Here is a 16,567-nt window from a genome sequence, read left to right as displayed (position 1 = left end):
TAAAACAGGATTAGAGCTTTTTATATTTTTCGGGAACAGAAAATGGGAAATCTAAGTTTTGATCGAGATTCAACTCCTCATATGCCATTTCTGCGTTAAGGTCGACCTTTTCTGCGTTTAATCTGATCTTCACCTGACCCGGAGCGTAAGAAGATCCTACCTCTTGAAAGTTATTGTAATCCACTTGTACTGTTTGACTGCGATTACCGTCAGAAAGTTTAGTTTGTTGCAGAGAATAATTTTCTTTTAACTTCATTTCGAAATCAAGGTTTTCTAGTTGACCTATGATCATGAAAGAATCATCAAGAATCAGCGTTTGGTTTACGTCGTTATCATAGAAGCCCATGGCATTTCCAACTAAAAGATCTTCCAACTCGTTAAATGTCAATTCCCTGGTCGTGTAATTGTAGATATACTCAAATGGCTTATCAATATATGTGCTTTGTAGCCGATTAAGGATTTGGATACGATTCGGTGTAATCTTGATTCTGGCCGCTTCAATACCCAAAAAGGCAGTTGCTGATATCCAGATAGTTTCATTGTTTTTAATCCGAATATTCAGGGTTGAATTAAATGACTTGTTATCAACTGAAAGTCTCGTTTTAGCTTTCGTGCTGAAAGTCGCATATTTTAATTCCTTTTCTGAGATTGCGTCGATCAGGATTTTCCTTTCTTTTTTCGATAGTTCCTTTGCACTGCCACCCACTGTATTTACGGTTTTTGTGGTAGAGCAGGCTGCCAAGAAGATTAGTAAAACAGCGCTAGCTAGGATATTTCTATTAGTCCACATATTCTTTGTTCTTCACTTTACTATTCAGTTTGTCATTGTCATTGCCGTCAGTTAGCTTTAATGCCTGTTCCCATAGCCGGACTGCTTCATCTTTTTTGCCAAGTTTAAATAAGATGTCACCTTTATGCTCAACCAACGTTGCCGATGGCTCAGCCGAGTTTTCAACTGCTTTATCGATCCATGATAAAGCCTCGTCGTAATTGCCTTGTTGGAATAGTACCCATGCATACGTGTCCTGATATGAGGCATTGTTTGGCTCCAGATCGTTAGACTTCTTTGACATGCTGGCAGCTTTATCTAGCTCTTCTTTTCTTAACGCCAAATAGTACGCAAAATTATTAAGTACATAGGTATTGTTACTGTCGATTTGTAATGCCTCACTATAGGCTGTGTTTGAAGCGGCGCCCATATCAACCGCATGGTACGTATCCCCCAAGGCACTGTAAATTTGGATCATCAAGCCTTGGTTTTCCTGGTCTGCTTTATTTAAAGCTTCCTCTAGGAAAGCACGCGCTTCCTGATATTGTTTGTCAAGTAGGTAAGCATAACCCGTAAAAAGTAAGATTACAGAGTTATCTGGAAATTGATTTATAGCCTCTAAACCATGGTTTTGAGCTTCTTTTATTTTGTTGTTGGCAACTTCTAACTGTAGCAGTTGTTCCCAAACAATGTATAGTTTTTTATTTAAATCAACGGCTTTCAAAAAAGCATCGTATGCGACATCCTCTTTCCCTTGTTGTAGAGCGACGTCTCCAAAGACAGCTTGAGCTAAAGCCTCTTGGGGGTACCGATCAACCAAAACGCTCGTGATTTCGGATGCTATTTTTAATGACTCCTTCCTGTTGTCACCTTGCAGCACATTATACACCGTCCGTACTTTGTTATTAATTGAAAGGCTATCCATTGCAAATGCTTTCTGCAATTCTTTGGATACGTTCGAATAGTTTCTCAATGCTTGATAGGCATCCGCTTTCGTCAACGGTATATACGGATCCTCAGGGAATTTATCTTCAAGACCCTGCAACGATTTCAAAGCGTCTTTCGGCTTCTCGAAATCGAGATAGGTGTTCGCAAGCATTAAATGAGAATGACTTACATCCGGCTTGCTTTTGACAAAAGCCTCAGCTACTGAAAGAGCGCTCTTCCGGTCGTTTTGCTGTCTGTATAATTCATTCCGTGCCAAAAAGAGCCGATCCGATGCACCAAATTTGTCTTCGATGTTTTGATATAGTTGTAACGCCTCTTTTGCTTGCCCATTTAATGATAAGGTAAAAGCCTTGTCATAATAGTAGGAAGCTTCGTCTGGGTTTAACTCTATTAATTTGTCGTAAACATCGATTAATGCCGTAAAGTCTTCAAGAGCTTTATAGGTGTCGGCAAGTGCAATCCAGTGCTCTTGTCGATCAGGATGTATAGAAGTTAACCTTAGTGCAATGCTCTTTGCCCCTTCGAAATTCTTTTGTGCATAATAAATACGCATCAAGTTTAGATTCGCATCCAAATGGGTACTATCTAAGGATAAAACTTGCTCAAGTTGGTTTTGTGCCGTATAAAAATCGCCGGCCTTTAAGTTGTTTATCGCGTTCCCGTAGGCCGATTGTACCGCAGTACTGTCGGTCCGGGTTTCATTTTTATCTGTTTGCGCAAATACAATAGTTGGCAGCTGAAACGCCAGTAATAAAACGAAAAAAAAGGTTGATTTCATTTAATTTTTTTTCAAGTTAAACTACTCCGGTATGACCATACCCTCCCGCACCACGCACAGTATCGGTCAATTCGGTCGCTTCTTCCCAGTCAATCTGCTGATGTTCAGCGATAATCATTTGGGCTATCCGCTCTCCATGAACCACCTCAAAGGGTTCATTTGACAGGTTGACCAATAGAACTTTGATTTCACCTCGGTAATCGGCGTCGATCGTTCCAGGTGAATTCAGTACCGTGATCCCGTTCTTATAAGCCAATCCACTTCGCGGTCTAATTTGGGCTTCAAACCCCAAAGGTAACTCCATGAATAACCCTGTTGGAACCAAAACACGTTCCAAAGTGCCTAATGTCAGATTCCCTTCAGGTAAATTAGCTCTTAAATCCATTCCGGCAGAAGCCGCTGTTTGGTAATTTGGCAACTTGTTTCCCGACTTATTAATTACTTTAACTATCATTTTCCTTTTTTACGATTTGATTCAAAAAATTTTTCTTTTCTATAAAAATGGTGCTTACAATAAACGCCACCAATATCATATTGCCGATCAGCAAGTCGCTATCGAAAACATAAAAACAGAGATAGCTCATCATCATGGCAGCACCAATATAGTAAATGTTCTTTTTAATATGATAGGGAATAGGGTAGTTTTTTTGACCCAGAAAATACGATAGTGCCGTCATCACAAAATAGGCTAATAAGGTAATCCATGCCGATGCAACGTAGCTATATTTAGGGATAAATATCAAGTTGAGCCCGATGGTAACAAGTGCTCCGAAACCAGAAATATAAAGACCATAACGGGTTTGATCTGACAGCTTATACCAAATTGATAGATTCATGTATATGCCTAGAAAAATGTAACCTATAAGTAGCACAGGAACAACTTTTAAGCCTGACCAATAGAGAGCCTGCTCCTCAGCATCCTTACCTTCTATGAAATATTTAATAATATCGATATTGGCAAGCAATGCTACTACGGCGATACACATAAGGATGATAAAGTAATCCATAATGATGGCGTAGGTGCTTTTTGCATTTGGGTTTTTCGCATGGCTAAAGAAAAAAGGCTCTGCACCGAGTCGGAATGCCTGAATAAAGATATTTAAAAAAACCGCTAATTTAGCGGAAGCACCATAGATTCCTAAATCACGCTCGCCGATACTAGCAGGTAATAACTTAATCAGAAATACTTTATCCAAATGTTCGTTAATAATGAAAGAAAGATTGGCAATTAAGATGGGAATAGAATACCAAAGCATACTTTCCATCATTTTTCTATTCGGATGTATTCGTAATTGAGCAAATTCAGGGATTAACAGGACTAAAGTGGCCAAGCTAGCAATCAGGTTTGCCAGAAAGGCATAACCAATCCATACTTCTGGGAAAGGAATGCTTGAGCTATTTGCAGTGCCGTCCTGAAATTTTAACCAAGTGCTAATCCATTCAGCACCAATAAGATTGTTTTTAAGGGCATAAGGAAAAACAACAATGAACAATAAAGTAAAAGTTACCATCACGGCGATGTTGGCAAGTTTAATCAACCCATAGCGTAGAGGTTGTTCATTGGCGCGAATTAGCGCAAAGGGTATTACCGCCAGTGCGTCGGCTGTTAAGATGACCGCGAAGAAATAGATATATGAAACACGTTCAGGACCTTTATCATCGAATAGAAAAGTGGAGATGTCATTAGCAAATAAGAGGGTGCCTAAAAGAAAAACTGCTGAAGTTAGAATAATGAAAAAGAAGGTATTGTTCATCACAGCCCTCTTGTCGTTGTCATGCTTTTGTAGATATCGGAAGAAAGTGGTTTCCATCCCAAATGCGAGAACAGCATTTAAAATGGCAGCCGCACTATAGAGGCTGGTAAATATGCCGTAAGTTTTTACCTGATAAGCTTTTACGTAGACCGGGGTAAGAACAAAACTTAGTAGCTTTGAAATTACAGCTGTTAGCCCATAAATAACTGTCTGTCCAGCAAATTTTTTTAAGGTAGACAAGCGCTAAAATTTGATTTACACGATGATTCTTATGAAGCAAAGTTACAATTGTTTTCGAGGTTCACCTAAGCTAATTTTATTACTTCAGTAGCTTCAGTGATATTCGGACCCCGGGTGTTTGTAAGAAGGTTGATTCCCGGTTTCTTCCCTGATTCCAAGCTTCCGTAGATATCGTCAATGCCAAAATACCGGGCTCCGTTCAACGTAGCCCAATTCAAGGCTGTTTCAAGCGGCAGATGCGCCGAATGCCTCAAAAGAGTTTTTATTTCAGCAAGAATAGACAGTTTATTGTTTGACGCAAGGCTGTCCGTGCCTAAAACCACGGGGCGCCTTGACCGTATAAACATGTCAATGTTAGGTAAGCGGTTCTCGATATAAAGATTGGCATTTGGGCATAAGCACCACGTTACATCGCGTTTGTAACGATCCACGAAATTAGTGTCTTTGAAGGAAGTATAGGTGTTGTGCACCAGCAAAATACGTTGTGATTCCGGAAGCAAAGGTAGTATCGACCGCAAAGAATTTCTGGCCTGTGCTTTAAAAAAACTGATATCTTTTCCGAGCGACTCATAAAAATGAATAAATGCACAGGTTTTATAGCGGTATAGCTTGTTTTCTTCTTCAGTTTCCTGATTGTGGATGCTGATAAGGTTGTTATTATCATCGCTGAAAGTCCGGATATAACGGAAAAGCTCTTTAGTAACAGAATACGGAGCGTGAGGGGTTATTGAAGAAGGCAGCGGAGAGAAACCGGTACACAAATCATTGCCTTTTTTAAAAGTTTCTTTCGCCTCATCGGGATTAAAATTGAATACCTCCGCAAACGTATGATAATAAATCGGACTGTCCAGTTTTACTTGCCTGCTATTTAGTGTGTTGGCGATATCCCCCACAGCGACGATCCCCTCTTTCTGCATCGCTGCATCGGCTTCTTTGATAGCAGTATCAATGACTTGTTGATCGAAAGACCTGTCACGCGTTACACCCCCAATAAAATCGATCAAACCTGTTTTTTCTGGAATCTTACCGTGTAGATAAGAAAGCTCTAAGTGGCAATGACTGTTCACAAAGCCTGGTACGATAATGCCATGATGCTCTTCGACTGATACGTTGGCCGGCACCTGATCATCCGTCATTAACTTGATGATTTCCCCTTTTTCATTCAGCACAATAACGCCGTTCCGGATGGGAGCTGAGCTAATTGGGAAAAGATAATCGGCCGAAACATATCTGCGCATTTCTGAAAAGGGATTTAAACGATCATTAATAATGCTCTCAAAAGTAATACTTTTCTAATATAGAAAAAAAATGAAGCAACGGACAGAAACGTTTTTTATTTTATTTCTGTTGAAAAAAAACCGAGAAGGGTTTTCTGTCTCAAAACACGTAACTTTGCACCACCATGGGAATTTCTAATAAGAAAGATATACGTACATTGAGCCTTAGTGATTTAAAGGTGGATTTGGACGGCTTAGGAGAGAAGGCTTTTCGGGCAAAACAAATTTATGAATGGCTCTGGCAAAAGTCTTGTGTCGATTTTGATCAGATGAGCAACTTGAGCAAGGAACTGCGCGAAAAGTTGAAAACCAACTATGTCATTAATCCTGTTTCGATCCTAAAATCACAGCTGAGTACAGATCAGACAATTAAAAATGCCTTTAAACTACATGATTCGAATATCATAGAAGGGGTATTGATTCCTACCCCTGATCGAATGACGGCCTGTGTCAGCTCCCAAGTGGGTTGCAGTTTATCATGTAAATTCTGTGCAACCGGGTACATGGATCGGAAGCGAAATGTCCATGCCGATGAAATCTATGATCAGGTTGTTCTGATCAATCGCCAAGCGGAGGAAAACTATCAGAAGCCTTTGAGCAATATTGTCTATATGGGAATGGGTGAACCTTTGTTAAATTACTCCAACGTACTGAAGTCCATCGACCGCATTACATCACCTGACGGACTCAATATGTCCCCAAAGCGTATTACTGTCTCTACAGCGGGTATCGCCAAGATGATCAAAAAGCTTGGAGATGACGAGGTTCGGTTTAACTTAGCACTTTCTCTTCATGCGGCGAACGACAAGAAGCGGAACGAAATTATGCCTATCAATGAGCAAAACTCGCTGGAAGCACTGGCTGATGCATTGAAATACTACTATGCGAAGACGAAAAATCCAGTCACCTACGAATATATTGTCTTTAATGATTTTAATGATGAGTTGACGGATGCCGCGGAACTGGCTCAATTCTGTAAGCACGTTCCGTGCAAGGTTAATATTATTGAGTATAACCCCATTGTTTTTGCAGACTATGAAAACGCGGAAGCCGATAAAATCGAACTTTTTGCAGAATTTCTTCGAAAGAAAGGTATTAATACACGAATACGGCGGAGCCGTGGTAAGGATATTGACGCTGCATGCGGACAGTTGGCAGTTAAAGAAAAATAATCATGCTCCTTTACAATCTTGTTAAAGATTCGCTCGCGCTTCTTTTTCCTGATTTGTGCGTTGGCTGTAATACGAGTTTAGTCAACCAGGAGAAATACCTATGTTTAAACTGCAGCTACGATTTGCCGATTACCAACGATTATCTCGATGCGGATAGCCTTGTTGACAAAAGACTAAAAGCCAGAATGCCAGTCAACAAGGTGAGCTCTTACCTTTATTTTACAGGTGGGTCGCGTGTGCAGAGGATAATCCACCGCATTAAATACCAAAATGGTTATGCTCTGGCTCAATTTCTCGGACGACAGTATGGAGGTATTCTGAAAAACTCTCCCTATTTCCAGCATCTCGACTTTATTGTTCCTGTTCCACTGCACAGGAAAAGGCTGCGCGAACGCGGTTATAACCAGAGTGAGTATATCGCACGAGGGATGGCGGATGAGTTGGGCGCTGAGGTTATTATTAATAATTTAGTACGGTTGGTTCACCAAAAGAGCCAAACCAAGACAAAAGGGCGCTATGAACGTTTTGAAAACATGGAAGGTATGTTTTCTGTTCGTAACCCTGCCGAGTTTGAAAACAAACATGTCTTGTTAGTTGACGATGTTCTGACAACTGGTGCGACGCTTGAAGCTTGTGGAGTCGCTCTACTAAAGGTGCCCAATGTCAAACTGAGCATTGCGACCCTTGCTTTTACTAAGTAACTATTGGAACAGACTTGTTCGGAATGACGGGGGATAGTTTGCCGATTTTTCCCCTACTGAATCCCTATTTTCGATAAAAATTAGGAGGTCAATAGGGAGTCAATAGGGAATTAATCGTTAATTATACTAACCAAGTTTTATTCAAGTTCCTTTGATTTTTCCTCAGGTTTCTTCGATATTCTATAAAGTCTATGACAGAGATTTCTTTTCTTCCTGACGTTCGGCGACAGAGCCATCTTCACTTTTTCCATATTTCCAGTACGAATAGGCGTAAAGTGATTCTTGCGGCCAGCCAACTTCCTTGCGGAGAAAAATGCGTAAGTCTTTAACACTGGAGAATTCAGCAGCTATGTAGCCGAAGACGGATGTTTTAGTGTGATCTGGTAGCTGCGCCTGTCGAACTGTCTTGGCGAGTACAGGTTCTTGTCCCGGATGTGGATTATGAATCCAGTGGATCTGTATATCCGCTTTGGTACTCAGAGGTATTTCTTCTTCTTTACCCAGAACTTCAATATAAGCTTCGCCTTGGGCTGTTGCGGGTAAAGCTTCCAAGATGCTCGCTATTACCGGTATGCCGGTAGCGTCACAAGCCAAAAGGTACCAATGTGCCTGTGGGTGGAGAGGTGCGGGGTGGTCTTTCATGGCGACGCCCAGCTGATCTCCGGGCTTTGCTTGAATAGCCCAAGCAGATGCAGGGCCATTATCGCCGTGAGCCACAAAGTCGATATACATTTCGTTTTCTTTTAGATCGATACCACGATGGGTATAGGTGCGCCGGATCGGCTTTAGTTCATCGGGGGCATCTTCCATTTTACCGGTTGTTTGATCTAGAATAGGGAAATAGACCTTATCTGAGCCGGCAGGCGGAAGAAAGATCTTATTGTTTTTACCAACCGTAATATTCTCGAATAATTTAACGTCTTCGCCAGTTAAGGTGACGCGAATATAATGAGGTGCTAGGTGTTCTTTTCTCTTAACGGTTAACACAGAACGGACAATCTTTGACTTCATGTCATTTTTTGTTTTTATTTTCTTTTTGTATGTGAACAAGATACTCATAATAAATCCGATTCTGGATTTTACGATCTTAATGAAGGGGTAAGGTTGTCAAAAAGAAAAAAAGCCAGCATGGAGATACTGGCTTCTAAAGTAATTGCGTCTCGGTTTCCCTTGCTCGTTATGTTACTCGTTTTAATTTTAAGGTCGAATCTTATTTATAGAGAGGAAAACGTGCCATCATTTCATTGACTTGATTATGGATGTCGGCTAATTTTTCTTCGTCTTCGTGGCTCACCAATGCTTCGTCAATAAAGTCCACGACTGTTTTCATATCCGCTTCCTTAAGTCCACGGGTAGTAATTGCGGCTGTTCCTACACGAATTCCAGAAGTTATGAAGGCCGATTTGTCATCAAAAGGGATCATGTTTTTATTAATGGTAATACCTGCTTCACCTAAAACACGTTCGGCTACTTTTCCTGTTATATCCTTATTGCGCAGGTCGATAAGCATCAAGTGGTTGTCTGTTCCACCCGATATAACTTGATAGTCTTTCTCAATGAAGGCATGAGCCATTGCTTCTGCATTTTTCTTTACCTGAACGATATAATCCATGTATTCGTCACTCAAAGCTTCGCCGAAAGCAATTGCTTTCGCAGCGATGGTATGTTCAAGTGGGCCTCCTTGTGTACCTGGGAAAACAGCCAGATCTAGCAAGGACGACATCATCCGAATCTCTCCTTTAGGTGTTTTCAAACCAAATGGATTTTCAAAATCTTTACCCAATAAGATTAATCCTCCACGCGGTCCACGAAGCGTTTTATGTGTTGTTGTTGTTACGATATGGCAATGAGGAAGAGGATCGTTTAAAAGTCCGCGGGCAATCAGTCCGGCAGGGTGGGAAATGTCAGCTAATACCAATGCTCCGATCTTGTCGGCTACTTCGCGGATAAATTTGTAATCCCAATCGCGTGAGTATGCAGAAGCACCACAAATAATCAATTTTGGTTTTTCGCGAAGAGCGGTTTCTTCCAACGCTTTATAATCTATTCTTCCTGTCTCTTTTTCGACACCATAGAAATGAGGTTCGTAAAGTTTGCCAGAGGAGTTTACCGGCGAGCCGTGAGTTAAATGTCCACCATGAGAAAGGTCAAAACCTAATATTTTGTCGCCCGGTTTCAGTACTGCTAAAAAAACGGCTGCATTTGCCTGTGCTCCGGAGTGAGGTTGCACGTTGGCCCACTCGGCGTTAAATAGTTGCTTGGCGCGGTCGATGGCGATGGTTTCAATCTCGTCAACTACCTCGCAGCCTCCATAATAACGTTTTCCGGGAAGCCCTTCTGCATATTTATTGGTCAATACAGACCCGGCAGCTTCCATAACCTGTTTGCTTACAAAATTTTCTGAGGCGATTAATTCCAAACCTTCTTCTTGCCTCTCCAATTCTTCATTGATCAGGTCAAATATTAGATTATCTCTTTCCATGTGTTCTAAATAAAATCAGATAAAAGCCAAAGATATAAAAATGAATGTTTTAATGTCGGAAATATTTCGAATTTCATAGACCGGTTAAATTGTAAAATAATTTGCAATTCGGCGGATTTTAGTGTTACTTAGTATGCTAAACCAGCGTTTAGTATTTTTTTTGCTGATTTTACGTGTGCGTACACGATATGAAGCTCACTGGGGGCTGCAAATGTGTGAATAAACATAGATTATGAATAAACCAAAAACAAAAAACCCACTTATCAAATGGCTGCTGTCATTAGGGCCAGGTATTATTACTGCGGCGTTGGTATTCGGACCTAGTAAAATAACAATAACAACGAAGCTAGGAGCAGTGTATGGTTATTCTTTACTATGGATAGTCGCGGTTGCTATTCTCTTTATGGCGGTATTTACTAATATCGGAGAAAGGATCGGTTTAGCCGATAGCCGCTCCCTTTTAACAATCATACGTGAGAAATGGAGCAAAGCTGCCGCTGTTATTATCGGTATAGGTATATTCCTCGTTGCTACCTCATTTCAGGCGGGTAACTCTGTCGGCGTTGGGATTGCAGTAGCGGAAGCCAGTGCCACATCAACAGTTACTTGGATTGTCGTTTTTAATTTGATCGGTATATTTCTTCTGTTCTTCCGGAAATTTTATGGAATTCTTGAAAAGCTGATGATTCTTCTGGTGAGTATTATGTTGTTTTCCTTTGTTACAACGTTGTTTTTCGCTAAACCTGATATTGCAGGCATTGTTCAAGGTTTTGCCCCTTCCATACCGTTGGGGTCAGAAGGTCTGGTCATCGCATTTATTGCCTCGTGTTTTTCTATAACGGGTGCGTTTTATCAAGCTTATCTGGTTCAGGAAAGAAAGCGGAAAGGGATTATTGATGTTGGTGAAGACGGTCAACATAAAAAGGGGGGCAGCGGTAGTCTAACCGGTATTATTATTCTAGGTATTATGAGTGCCGTCGTGTTGATTTGTGCAGCAGCTGTTCTAAATCCACAAGGGATCTCGGTGACCAGTGCTTCCGATATGGCTAAGGCTCTAGAACCACTTTTTGGAGTTTACGCTTCTGATATGTTTTTAGTGGGACTGTTCGGTGCTTCATTTTCATCTCTCGTCGGTAATGCCACACTTGGAGGCACACTGTTGAGCGATGCATTGGGTTATGGGAGTAAACTAGATTCCCCGATCACGCGAGTATTGATTGGATTGGTCATGGTTTGTGGGTCTCTTATCGCTATTTTGTTTGGGAAACTCCCGCTGGAATTGATTGTTTTCGCGCAAAGCATTACTATCTTTTTGGTGCCTTTTATCGGAGTGGCTATGTTTTCGATTGCAAACCGAAAGGATATTATGGGAATCTATGTCAACAAGGGTTTTTCTAAGATTATAGGTGGTCTAGGATTGGTTGTTTTACTAGCCTTGGCAATTTACAATGTATACGATATGTTTTTAAAGTAAAAACGGGTATGATTTTTTAAAATATAAATGTTACGATATGAATTTAGATGCACTAGAGTATGAGCTATTAAAACCTTCTCCGGAGTTGCTGGATGATCTTGCCAAGGTAGATGGTGATATTATGCTGTTGGGTATTGGCGGGAAGATGGGGCCAAGTATGGCAAGATTGATAAAAAGAGCGTTGGCGGATACGGGAATCTCAAAAAGAGTGATTGGGGTATCACGTTTTTCTGATCCGGAGCTCCGAGAAAGCCTTGAACGTGACGGTGTGGAGACTATTGCTGCCGATTTGTTAAATGAGGATGATCTAGCAGCTTTGCCTAAAGTGGAAAATATCATTTATTTAGCGGGACATAAGTTTGGCTCTCACGGGAATGAACCATTTACCTGGGCAATGAATGCATATTTGCCTGGCCGTGTTGCTGAACATTTCAAAGACTCGAAAATCGTCGCATTTTCGAGTGGAAATGTCTATCCGTTTTCGCCGGCAAATAGCGGTGGCTTGTCTGAAGAGGTCGCTCCGTCGCCTGTTGGTGAGTATGGGCAATCATGTTTGGGTAGAGAGCGTATTTTTCAGCATTTCTCAAAAAAGAATAATACGCCAATATTAATATACCGTTTAAATTATGCCGTTGATCTTCGTTACGGTGTGGTCATGGAAGTTGCAAAGGCCGTACTAGAAGGAAAAGCAATTGATTTAAGCACGGGTAACGTAAATGTAATTTGGCAGGGAGATGCAAATGAAATAGCTATTCGTGCGTTACTTCATTGTGAATCGCCAGCGAAGGTACTGAATGTTACAGGGCCGGAGACCCTATCCGTTAAATGGCTTGCAGAACAGTTCGGTGTTGCGTTTGATAAAGAACCTAAATTTGTCAACGAGGTGCAGGAGACTGCGCTGCTCAGTAATGCATCAGAGTGTCATCGGCTATTTGGTTATCCTAAAGTCTCTATCAGGGAAATAATCGACATTACAGCTACTTGGCTAAAAGAAGGAGGGGATCTTTTTAATAAAGCGACTCATTTTCAAGAAAGGGAGGGTAAATTCTAATGAAAACATTAAGTAAAGAACAAGAAACACTTTTAAAGGAAGGTACAGTTATACCAGCAATTCCTTTGGCTCTCACTGAGGAGCGTCAATTCGATGAAAAGCGTCAGAGACGTTTAGCTCGTTATTACGTATCTACTGGAATAGGCGGTATGGCCGTGGCTGTACATTCGACGCAGTTTGAAATAAGGGATCCGGAGGTTAATTTATTCGAGACTGTCATTCGTGTAGTGGCTGATGAGATCGATAAAGCAACTATTGAGCGACCCTTTCTAAAAGTAGCCGGAATATGTGGCCCAATTCCGCAAGCTGTTCAGGAAGCTGAATTAGCTCTAAAGTATGGGTATGATATGGGTTTGCTCAGCATGGGTGGATTGCAGGGTTGGTCAGAAGAGGAAATTCTGGAGAGAACCCGCGAAGTTGCGAAAGTTATACCTTTATTTGGCTTTTACCTTCAACCATCGGTAGGCGGACGGATATTCAGCTATGATTTCTGGTCCAAATTTGCTGAAATTGAGAATGTAAAGGCTATTAAGGCTGCGCCATTCAATAGATATCAAACTTTTGATGTCATGCGTGCTGTTAGTAATAGTTCCAGGAGAGATGAAATAGCGATGTATACCGGCAACGACGATAATATAGTTTCTGACCTTTTGGCGACTTACCGGTTCACCGTTGAAGGGAAGCCTTATGAAAAGAGTTTTGTTGGTGGAATGTTGGGTCATTGGGCGGTTTGGACTAAAAAAGCAGTGGATCTTCTAGCAGAGATTAAAGCTTTTAAGGTTAATAAGACAGTTGATCAATACGAAGAATTGCAGAAACGGGGAATTGAAATTACCGACACGAATGCAGCCTTGTTTGATCCGGCAAATCATTTCCATGGATGTATACCTGGTATCCACGAAGTTTTAAGAAGACAAGGTTTGTTAGAAGGTAGGTGGTGCCTTAATCCGAATGAGGAGTTATCCCCAGGTCAGATGGAAGAGATTGATCGCGTTTATAAAGATTATCCACATTTGAATGATGATGATTTCGTGAAAGCTTTCTTGGAAAATGACAGAGAATCATTTTAACGTAGCTTACCTCGCGCTTACCTGAAAATTGTTATAACCACTTTTAACTTGTATATCGATAAGTTGCTGTTGGAGCATTTCTAAGATCGCCAGGAAGTTATATACAAAATGAACCTTATTGTCTGAATTTTTTAATAAGGACTGAAAGTCGAGCTTTTCATTGATCGAGAGAAGGTCTGTTATTGCTTTTTTTTGAGCTTCGATCGTATAGGGGTATTGGACGACTTGATGTTTTACTTCTTGTGTGCGGCTAGCGTGGTTTTTTAGCAGCCGATCGTATACGCGCATTAATTTGTATAGATCAAACGACTGGAGCTCTTCCTGGTAGTCGTTGCTTTCAGCTGCACGGTCGAGATCCTGGTATATGTATTTGCGCTTTTCCCGATGGCTACGCTTTTCCTCTAAAACACGTAGTTCTTCACAAATATTTTTGAATTGCTTGTATATGATCAGTTTTTGTATAAGGTCTTCCTTTGGGTCTACCTCCTCTCCTTCTGAATCTTGAGTGCTTGGTAGTAATGTCCGTGCTTTGATGCGCATTAATGTAGCGGCGACGAGGATAAACTCGCTTGCTATTTCGACATTTAAAGCCGTCATCTGTTGAATGTAATTCAGAAAATCTTGTGTTATCTTTGCGATAGGCACGTCGTGTATATTCAGCTCATCGCGTTCTATAAAGAATAAAAGTAAATCAAATGGGCCTTCAAACTGTGGGAGGTTTATTTCGAAGTGTGGTTGATCCATTTGGCGTCTTTGTCTGTCGTTTCAAGTACAAATGTAAAAAACTTATATTAGTCTTGAACCAGGTCCAACTACTCAGTAAGCCAATAGGTTTTTTTCTGGAATGTCTTGGCTTAGGATGTTATAAATATTATGACTTAATTTGTAAAAGTTTTGTAAGAAGTTTTGAATATGGATTTTGAACCGGGAGAGTTACTCAAGAACATAACGACACCCGCCGACCTGAAAAAGCTAAAAGAGTCTGATCTGGAACAGCTTAGTAAGGAGTTGCGCCAGTATATTATCGATGTTGTTTCGGTATATGGAGGGCATTTTGGTGCGAGTTTGGGTGTGGTTGAGTTAACAGTAGCCTTACATTATGTTTTAAATACGCCCTATGACCAATTGGTCTGGGATGTCGGACATCAAGCATATGGTCACAAGATCCTCACCGGCCGACGTGAGCTTTTTCATACGAATAGGCGACACAACGGATTGAGTGGGTTTCCTAAACGTAGTGAGAGTGAGTATGACACTTTTGGGGTCGGACATTCTTCAACTTCTATTTCTGCGGCATTGGGAATGGCTGTTGCGTCAGCTTATAAGGGTGAAACGGATCGCCAACATGTGGCCGTAATCGGTGACGGTGCGATGACGGCTGGTTTGGCTTTCGAGGCCTTGAATCATGCCGGTATCGCCAATACAAATCTGTTGGTTATATTAAATGACAACTGCATGTCTATAGACCCGAACGTGGGTGCCTTAAAAGAGTATCTGACTAGCATTTCAACTTCGAAGTCATATAATCGTTTCCGTGATGATATAGGTTTTGTGCTCGGCAAGATTTCTGAGTTAGGTCCAGATGCATTAGGGATTGTTAAAAAAATTGAAAAGAGTATAAAAGGAACATTGCTAAAGAATAGCAATCTTTTTGAGGCTCTCAAATTTAGATATTTTGGCCCGGTCGATGGGCACGATGTTAAGCGTTTAGTCAAAACGTTGGAAGATCTAAAAGATATTCCGGGGCCTAAGCTTCTGCATTGTATTACTGTTAAAGGTAAAGGTTTTGCGATGGCAGAGAAGGATCAGACCAAGTGGCATGCACCCGGCTTATTCGATAAGATTACAGGGGAAATTAAGAAATCGGTAAACGCTAAACCTGTTCCTCCAAAATATCAAGATGTTTTCGGACACACGATTGTTGAGTTGGCGGAAAAAAATGACAAGATCATGGGCATTACACCAGCTATGCCATCTGGATCTTCGATGAATATTATGATGAAGGCCATGCCGGATCGTGCCTTTGATGTTGGGATTGCGGAGCAGCACGCTGTAACTTTCTCGGCCGGTTTAGCAACTCAAGGAATGGTACCTTTTTGTAATATCTATTCGAGTTTCATGCAACGTGCTTATGATCAAGTGATTCATGACGTAGCGCTTCAAAAACTGAACGTCGTTTTCTGTCTCGACAGAGCTGGAATTGCAGGTGCAGATGGAGCTACTCATCATGGGGCTTATGATCTCGCTTATATGCGCTGTGTTCCAAATATGATCGTATCGGCACCAATGAACGAAGAGGAGTTAAGAAACTTGATGTATACTGCTCAGTTGGAGGATATGGGGCCATTTGTAATACGATATCCACGTGGACAGGGAGTGATGACGGATTGGCAACAGCCCATGCAAGCCATTGCGGTCGGAAAAGGTAGAAAGATATGTGATGGAGAAGATGTAGCAATTCTTTCTATTGGACATATTGGCAATGAAGCAAGCAAAGCACGCTTATTATTAAATGAGGAAGGCATTTATCCCGCTCATTATGATATGCGTTTTGTTAAACCGCTTGATCATGAGTTGTTGGACGAAGTATTTAAAAAGTATAAAAAGGTCATTACGATTGAGGACGGCGTTATCGAAGGCGGGATGGGAAGTGCGGTGCTAGAATATATGGCGGACAAAAGCTATTTTGCGCAGGTAGTCCGTTTGGGGATTCCTGATAGGGTTGTCGAGCATGGGGAACAAGAAGAGCTTTGGAGTGAGTGTGGATATGATGCAAAATCGATTGTGAAAGAAACCAAAAGTCTGGCTATTAGTAGAATAACAGATACGCTGGCAGGCTAAAAATCAAACG

Annotated in this window: 14 protein-coding genes; 6 read left to right on the top strand and 8 right to left on the bottom strand. The window is 41.2% G+C overall.

Features of this window, described 5'->3' with window-relative positions; genetic code table 11:
* Positions 1-10: 10 nt before the first annotated feature.
* The 5 genes from D3P12_RS02380 to D3P12_RS02360 all read right to left on the bottom strand — a co-directional run bounded on the left by D3P12_RS02380 (position 11) and on the right by D3P12_RS02360 (position 5,727).
* A complete protein-coding gene (locus D3P12_RS02380) occupies positions 11-790 on the bottom strand; it encodes a DUF4292 domain-containing protein (RefSeq protein WP_118193486.1) in 780 nt (259 codons plus the stop codon).
* A complete protein-coding gene (locus tag D3P12_RS02375) occupies positions 780-2,495 on the bottom strand; it encodes a tetratricopeptide repeat protein (protein WP_118193485.1) in 1,716 nt (571 codons plus the stop codon). The genes D3P12_RS02380 and D3P12_RS02375 overlap by 11 nt, the downstream gene beginning before the upstream one ends.
* Positions 2,496-2,511: 16 nt before the next feature.
* Positions 2,512-2,949 carry a dUTP diphosphatase gene (dut, locus tag D3P12_RS02370; RefSeq protein WP_118193484.1) on the bottom strand — a complete coding sequence of 146 codons (438 nt, stop codon included), beginning with the start codon at positions 2,947-2,949 and terminating at the stop codon, positions 2,512-2,514.
* Positions 2,939-4,489: a lipopolysaccharide biosynthesis protein gene (locus tag D3P12_RS02365; protein WP_118193483.1), complete on the bottom strand. Its 1,551-nt coding sequence runs from the start codon at positions 4,487-4,489 to the stop codon at positions 2,939-2,941. Before D3P12_RS02365 ends, dut begins: the two co-directional genes overlap by 11 nt.
* Before the next feature lie 65 nt (positions 4,490-4,554).
* The gene (locus tag D3P12_RS02360; RefSeq protein ID WP_118193482.1) at positions 4,555-5,727 is read right to left on the bottom strand and encodes an amidohydrolase family protein; all 1,173 of its coding nucleotides are present in this window, start codon (positions 5,725-5,727) and stop codon (positions 4,555-4,557) included.
* 164 nt (positions 5,728-5,891) lie between these two features.
* Here D3P12_RS02360 and rlmN point away from each other — a divergent pair, with 164 nt between their 5' ends.
* The gene (gene rlmN, locus D3P12_RS02355) at positions 5,892-6,938 is read left to right on the top strand and encodes a 23S rRNA (adenine(2503)-C(2))-methyltransferase RlmN (protein WP_118193481.1); all 1,047 of its coding nucleotides are present in this window, start codon (positions 5,892-5,894) and stop codon (positions 6,936-6,938) included.
* 2 nt (positions 6,939-6,940) lie between these two features.
* Positions 6,941-7,639, top strand: a complete 699-nt coding sequence (locus D3P12_RS02350; protein WP_118193480.1) for a ComF family protein — start codon at positions 6,941-6,943, stop codon at positions 7,637-7,639.
* Between the two features lie 189 nt (positions 7,640-7,828).
* On the opposite strand, the gene D3P12_RS02345 is transcribed toward D3P12_RS02350, so the two are convergent.
* A complete protein-coding gene (locus D3P12_RS02345; protein WP_118196937.1) occupies positions 7,829-8,650 on the bottom strand; it encodes a siderophore-interacting protein in 822 nt (273 codons plus the stop codon).
* A 199-nt stretch (positions 8,651-8,849) separates the two neighbouring features.
* Positions 8,850-10,121, bottom strand: coding sequence for a serine hydroxymethyltransferase (glyA, locus tag D3P12_RS02340; protein WP_118193479.1), 1,272 nt, complete (start codon positions 10,119-10,121; stop codon positions 8,850-8,852).
* Between the two features lie 232 nt (positions 10,122-10,353).
* Between glyA and D3P12_RS02335 the strand changes: the two genes are divergently transcribed.
* From D3P12_RS02335 to D3P12_RS02325, 3 genes are read left to right on the top strand one after another with little or no spacing between them, the layout of a single operon-like run.
* A complete protein-coding gene (locus D3P12_RS02335; RefSeq protein ID WP_118193478.1) occupies positions 10,354-11,595 on the top strand; it encodes an Nramp family divalent metal transporter in 1,242 nt (413 codons plus the stop codon).
* Between the two features lie 37 nt (positions 11,596-11,632).
* Entirely contained in the window at positions 11,633-12,646 is a 1,014-nt protein-coding gene (locus D3P12_RS02330; protein WP_118193477.1) for an NAD-dependent epimerase/dehydratase family protein, read from the top strand.
* On the top strand, positions 12,646-13,716 hold the full coding sequence (locus tag D3P12_RS02325; RefSeq protein ID WP_118193476.1) for a dihydrodipicolinate synthase family protein: 1,071 nt from the start codon (positions 12,646-12,648) through the stop codon (positions 13,714-13,716). The genes D3P12_RS02330 and D3P12_RS02325 overlap by 1 nt, the downstream gene beginning before the upstream one ends.
* Before the next feature lie 6 nt (positions 13,717-13,722).
* On the opposite strand, the gene D3P12_RS02320 is transcribed toward D3P12_RS02325, so the two are convergent.
* Positions 13,723-14,460 (bottom strand): segregation and condensation protein A, encoded by a 738-nt coding sequence (locus tag D3P12_RS02320; protein ID WP_118193475.1) that lies wholly within the window; start codon positions 14,458-14,460, stop codon positions 13,723-13,725.
* Positions 14,461-14,628: 168 nt separating this feature from the next.
* Here D3P12_RS02320 and dxs point away from each other — a divergent pair, with 168 nt between their 5' ends.
* Positions 14,629-16,557: a 1-deoxy-D-xylulose-5-phosphate synthase gene (gene dxs / locus D3P12_RS02315; RefSeq protein ID WP_118193474.1), complete on the top strand. Its 1,929-nt coding sequence runs from the start codon at positions 14,629-14,631 to the stop codon at positions 16,555-16,557.
* Positions 16,558-16,567 lie beyond the last annotated feature (10 nt).

The organism is Pedobacter indicus (genome assembly GCF_003449035.1).
GTDB classification, from domain to species: domain Bacteria; phylum Bacteroidota; class Bacteroidia; order Sphingobacteriales; family Sphingobacteriaceae; genus Albibacterium; species Albibacterium indicum.
The sequence above is the reverse complement of the archived record's forward strand: the minus strand, read 5'-3'. Positions and strand labels throughout refer to the sequence as shown.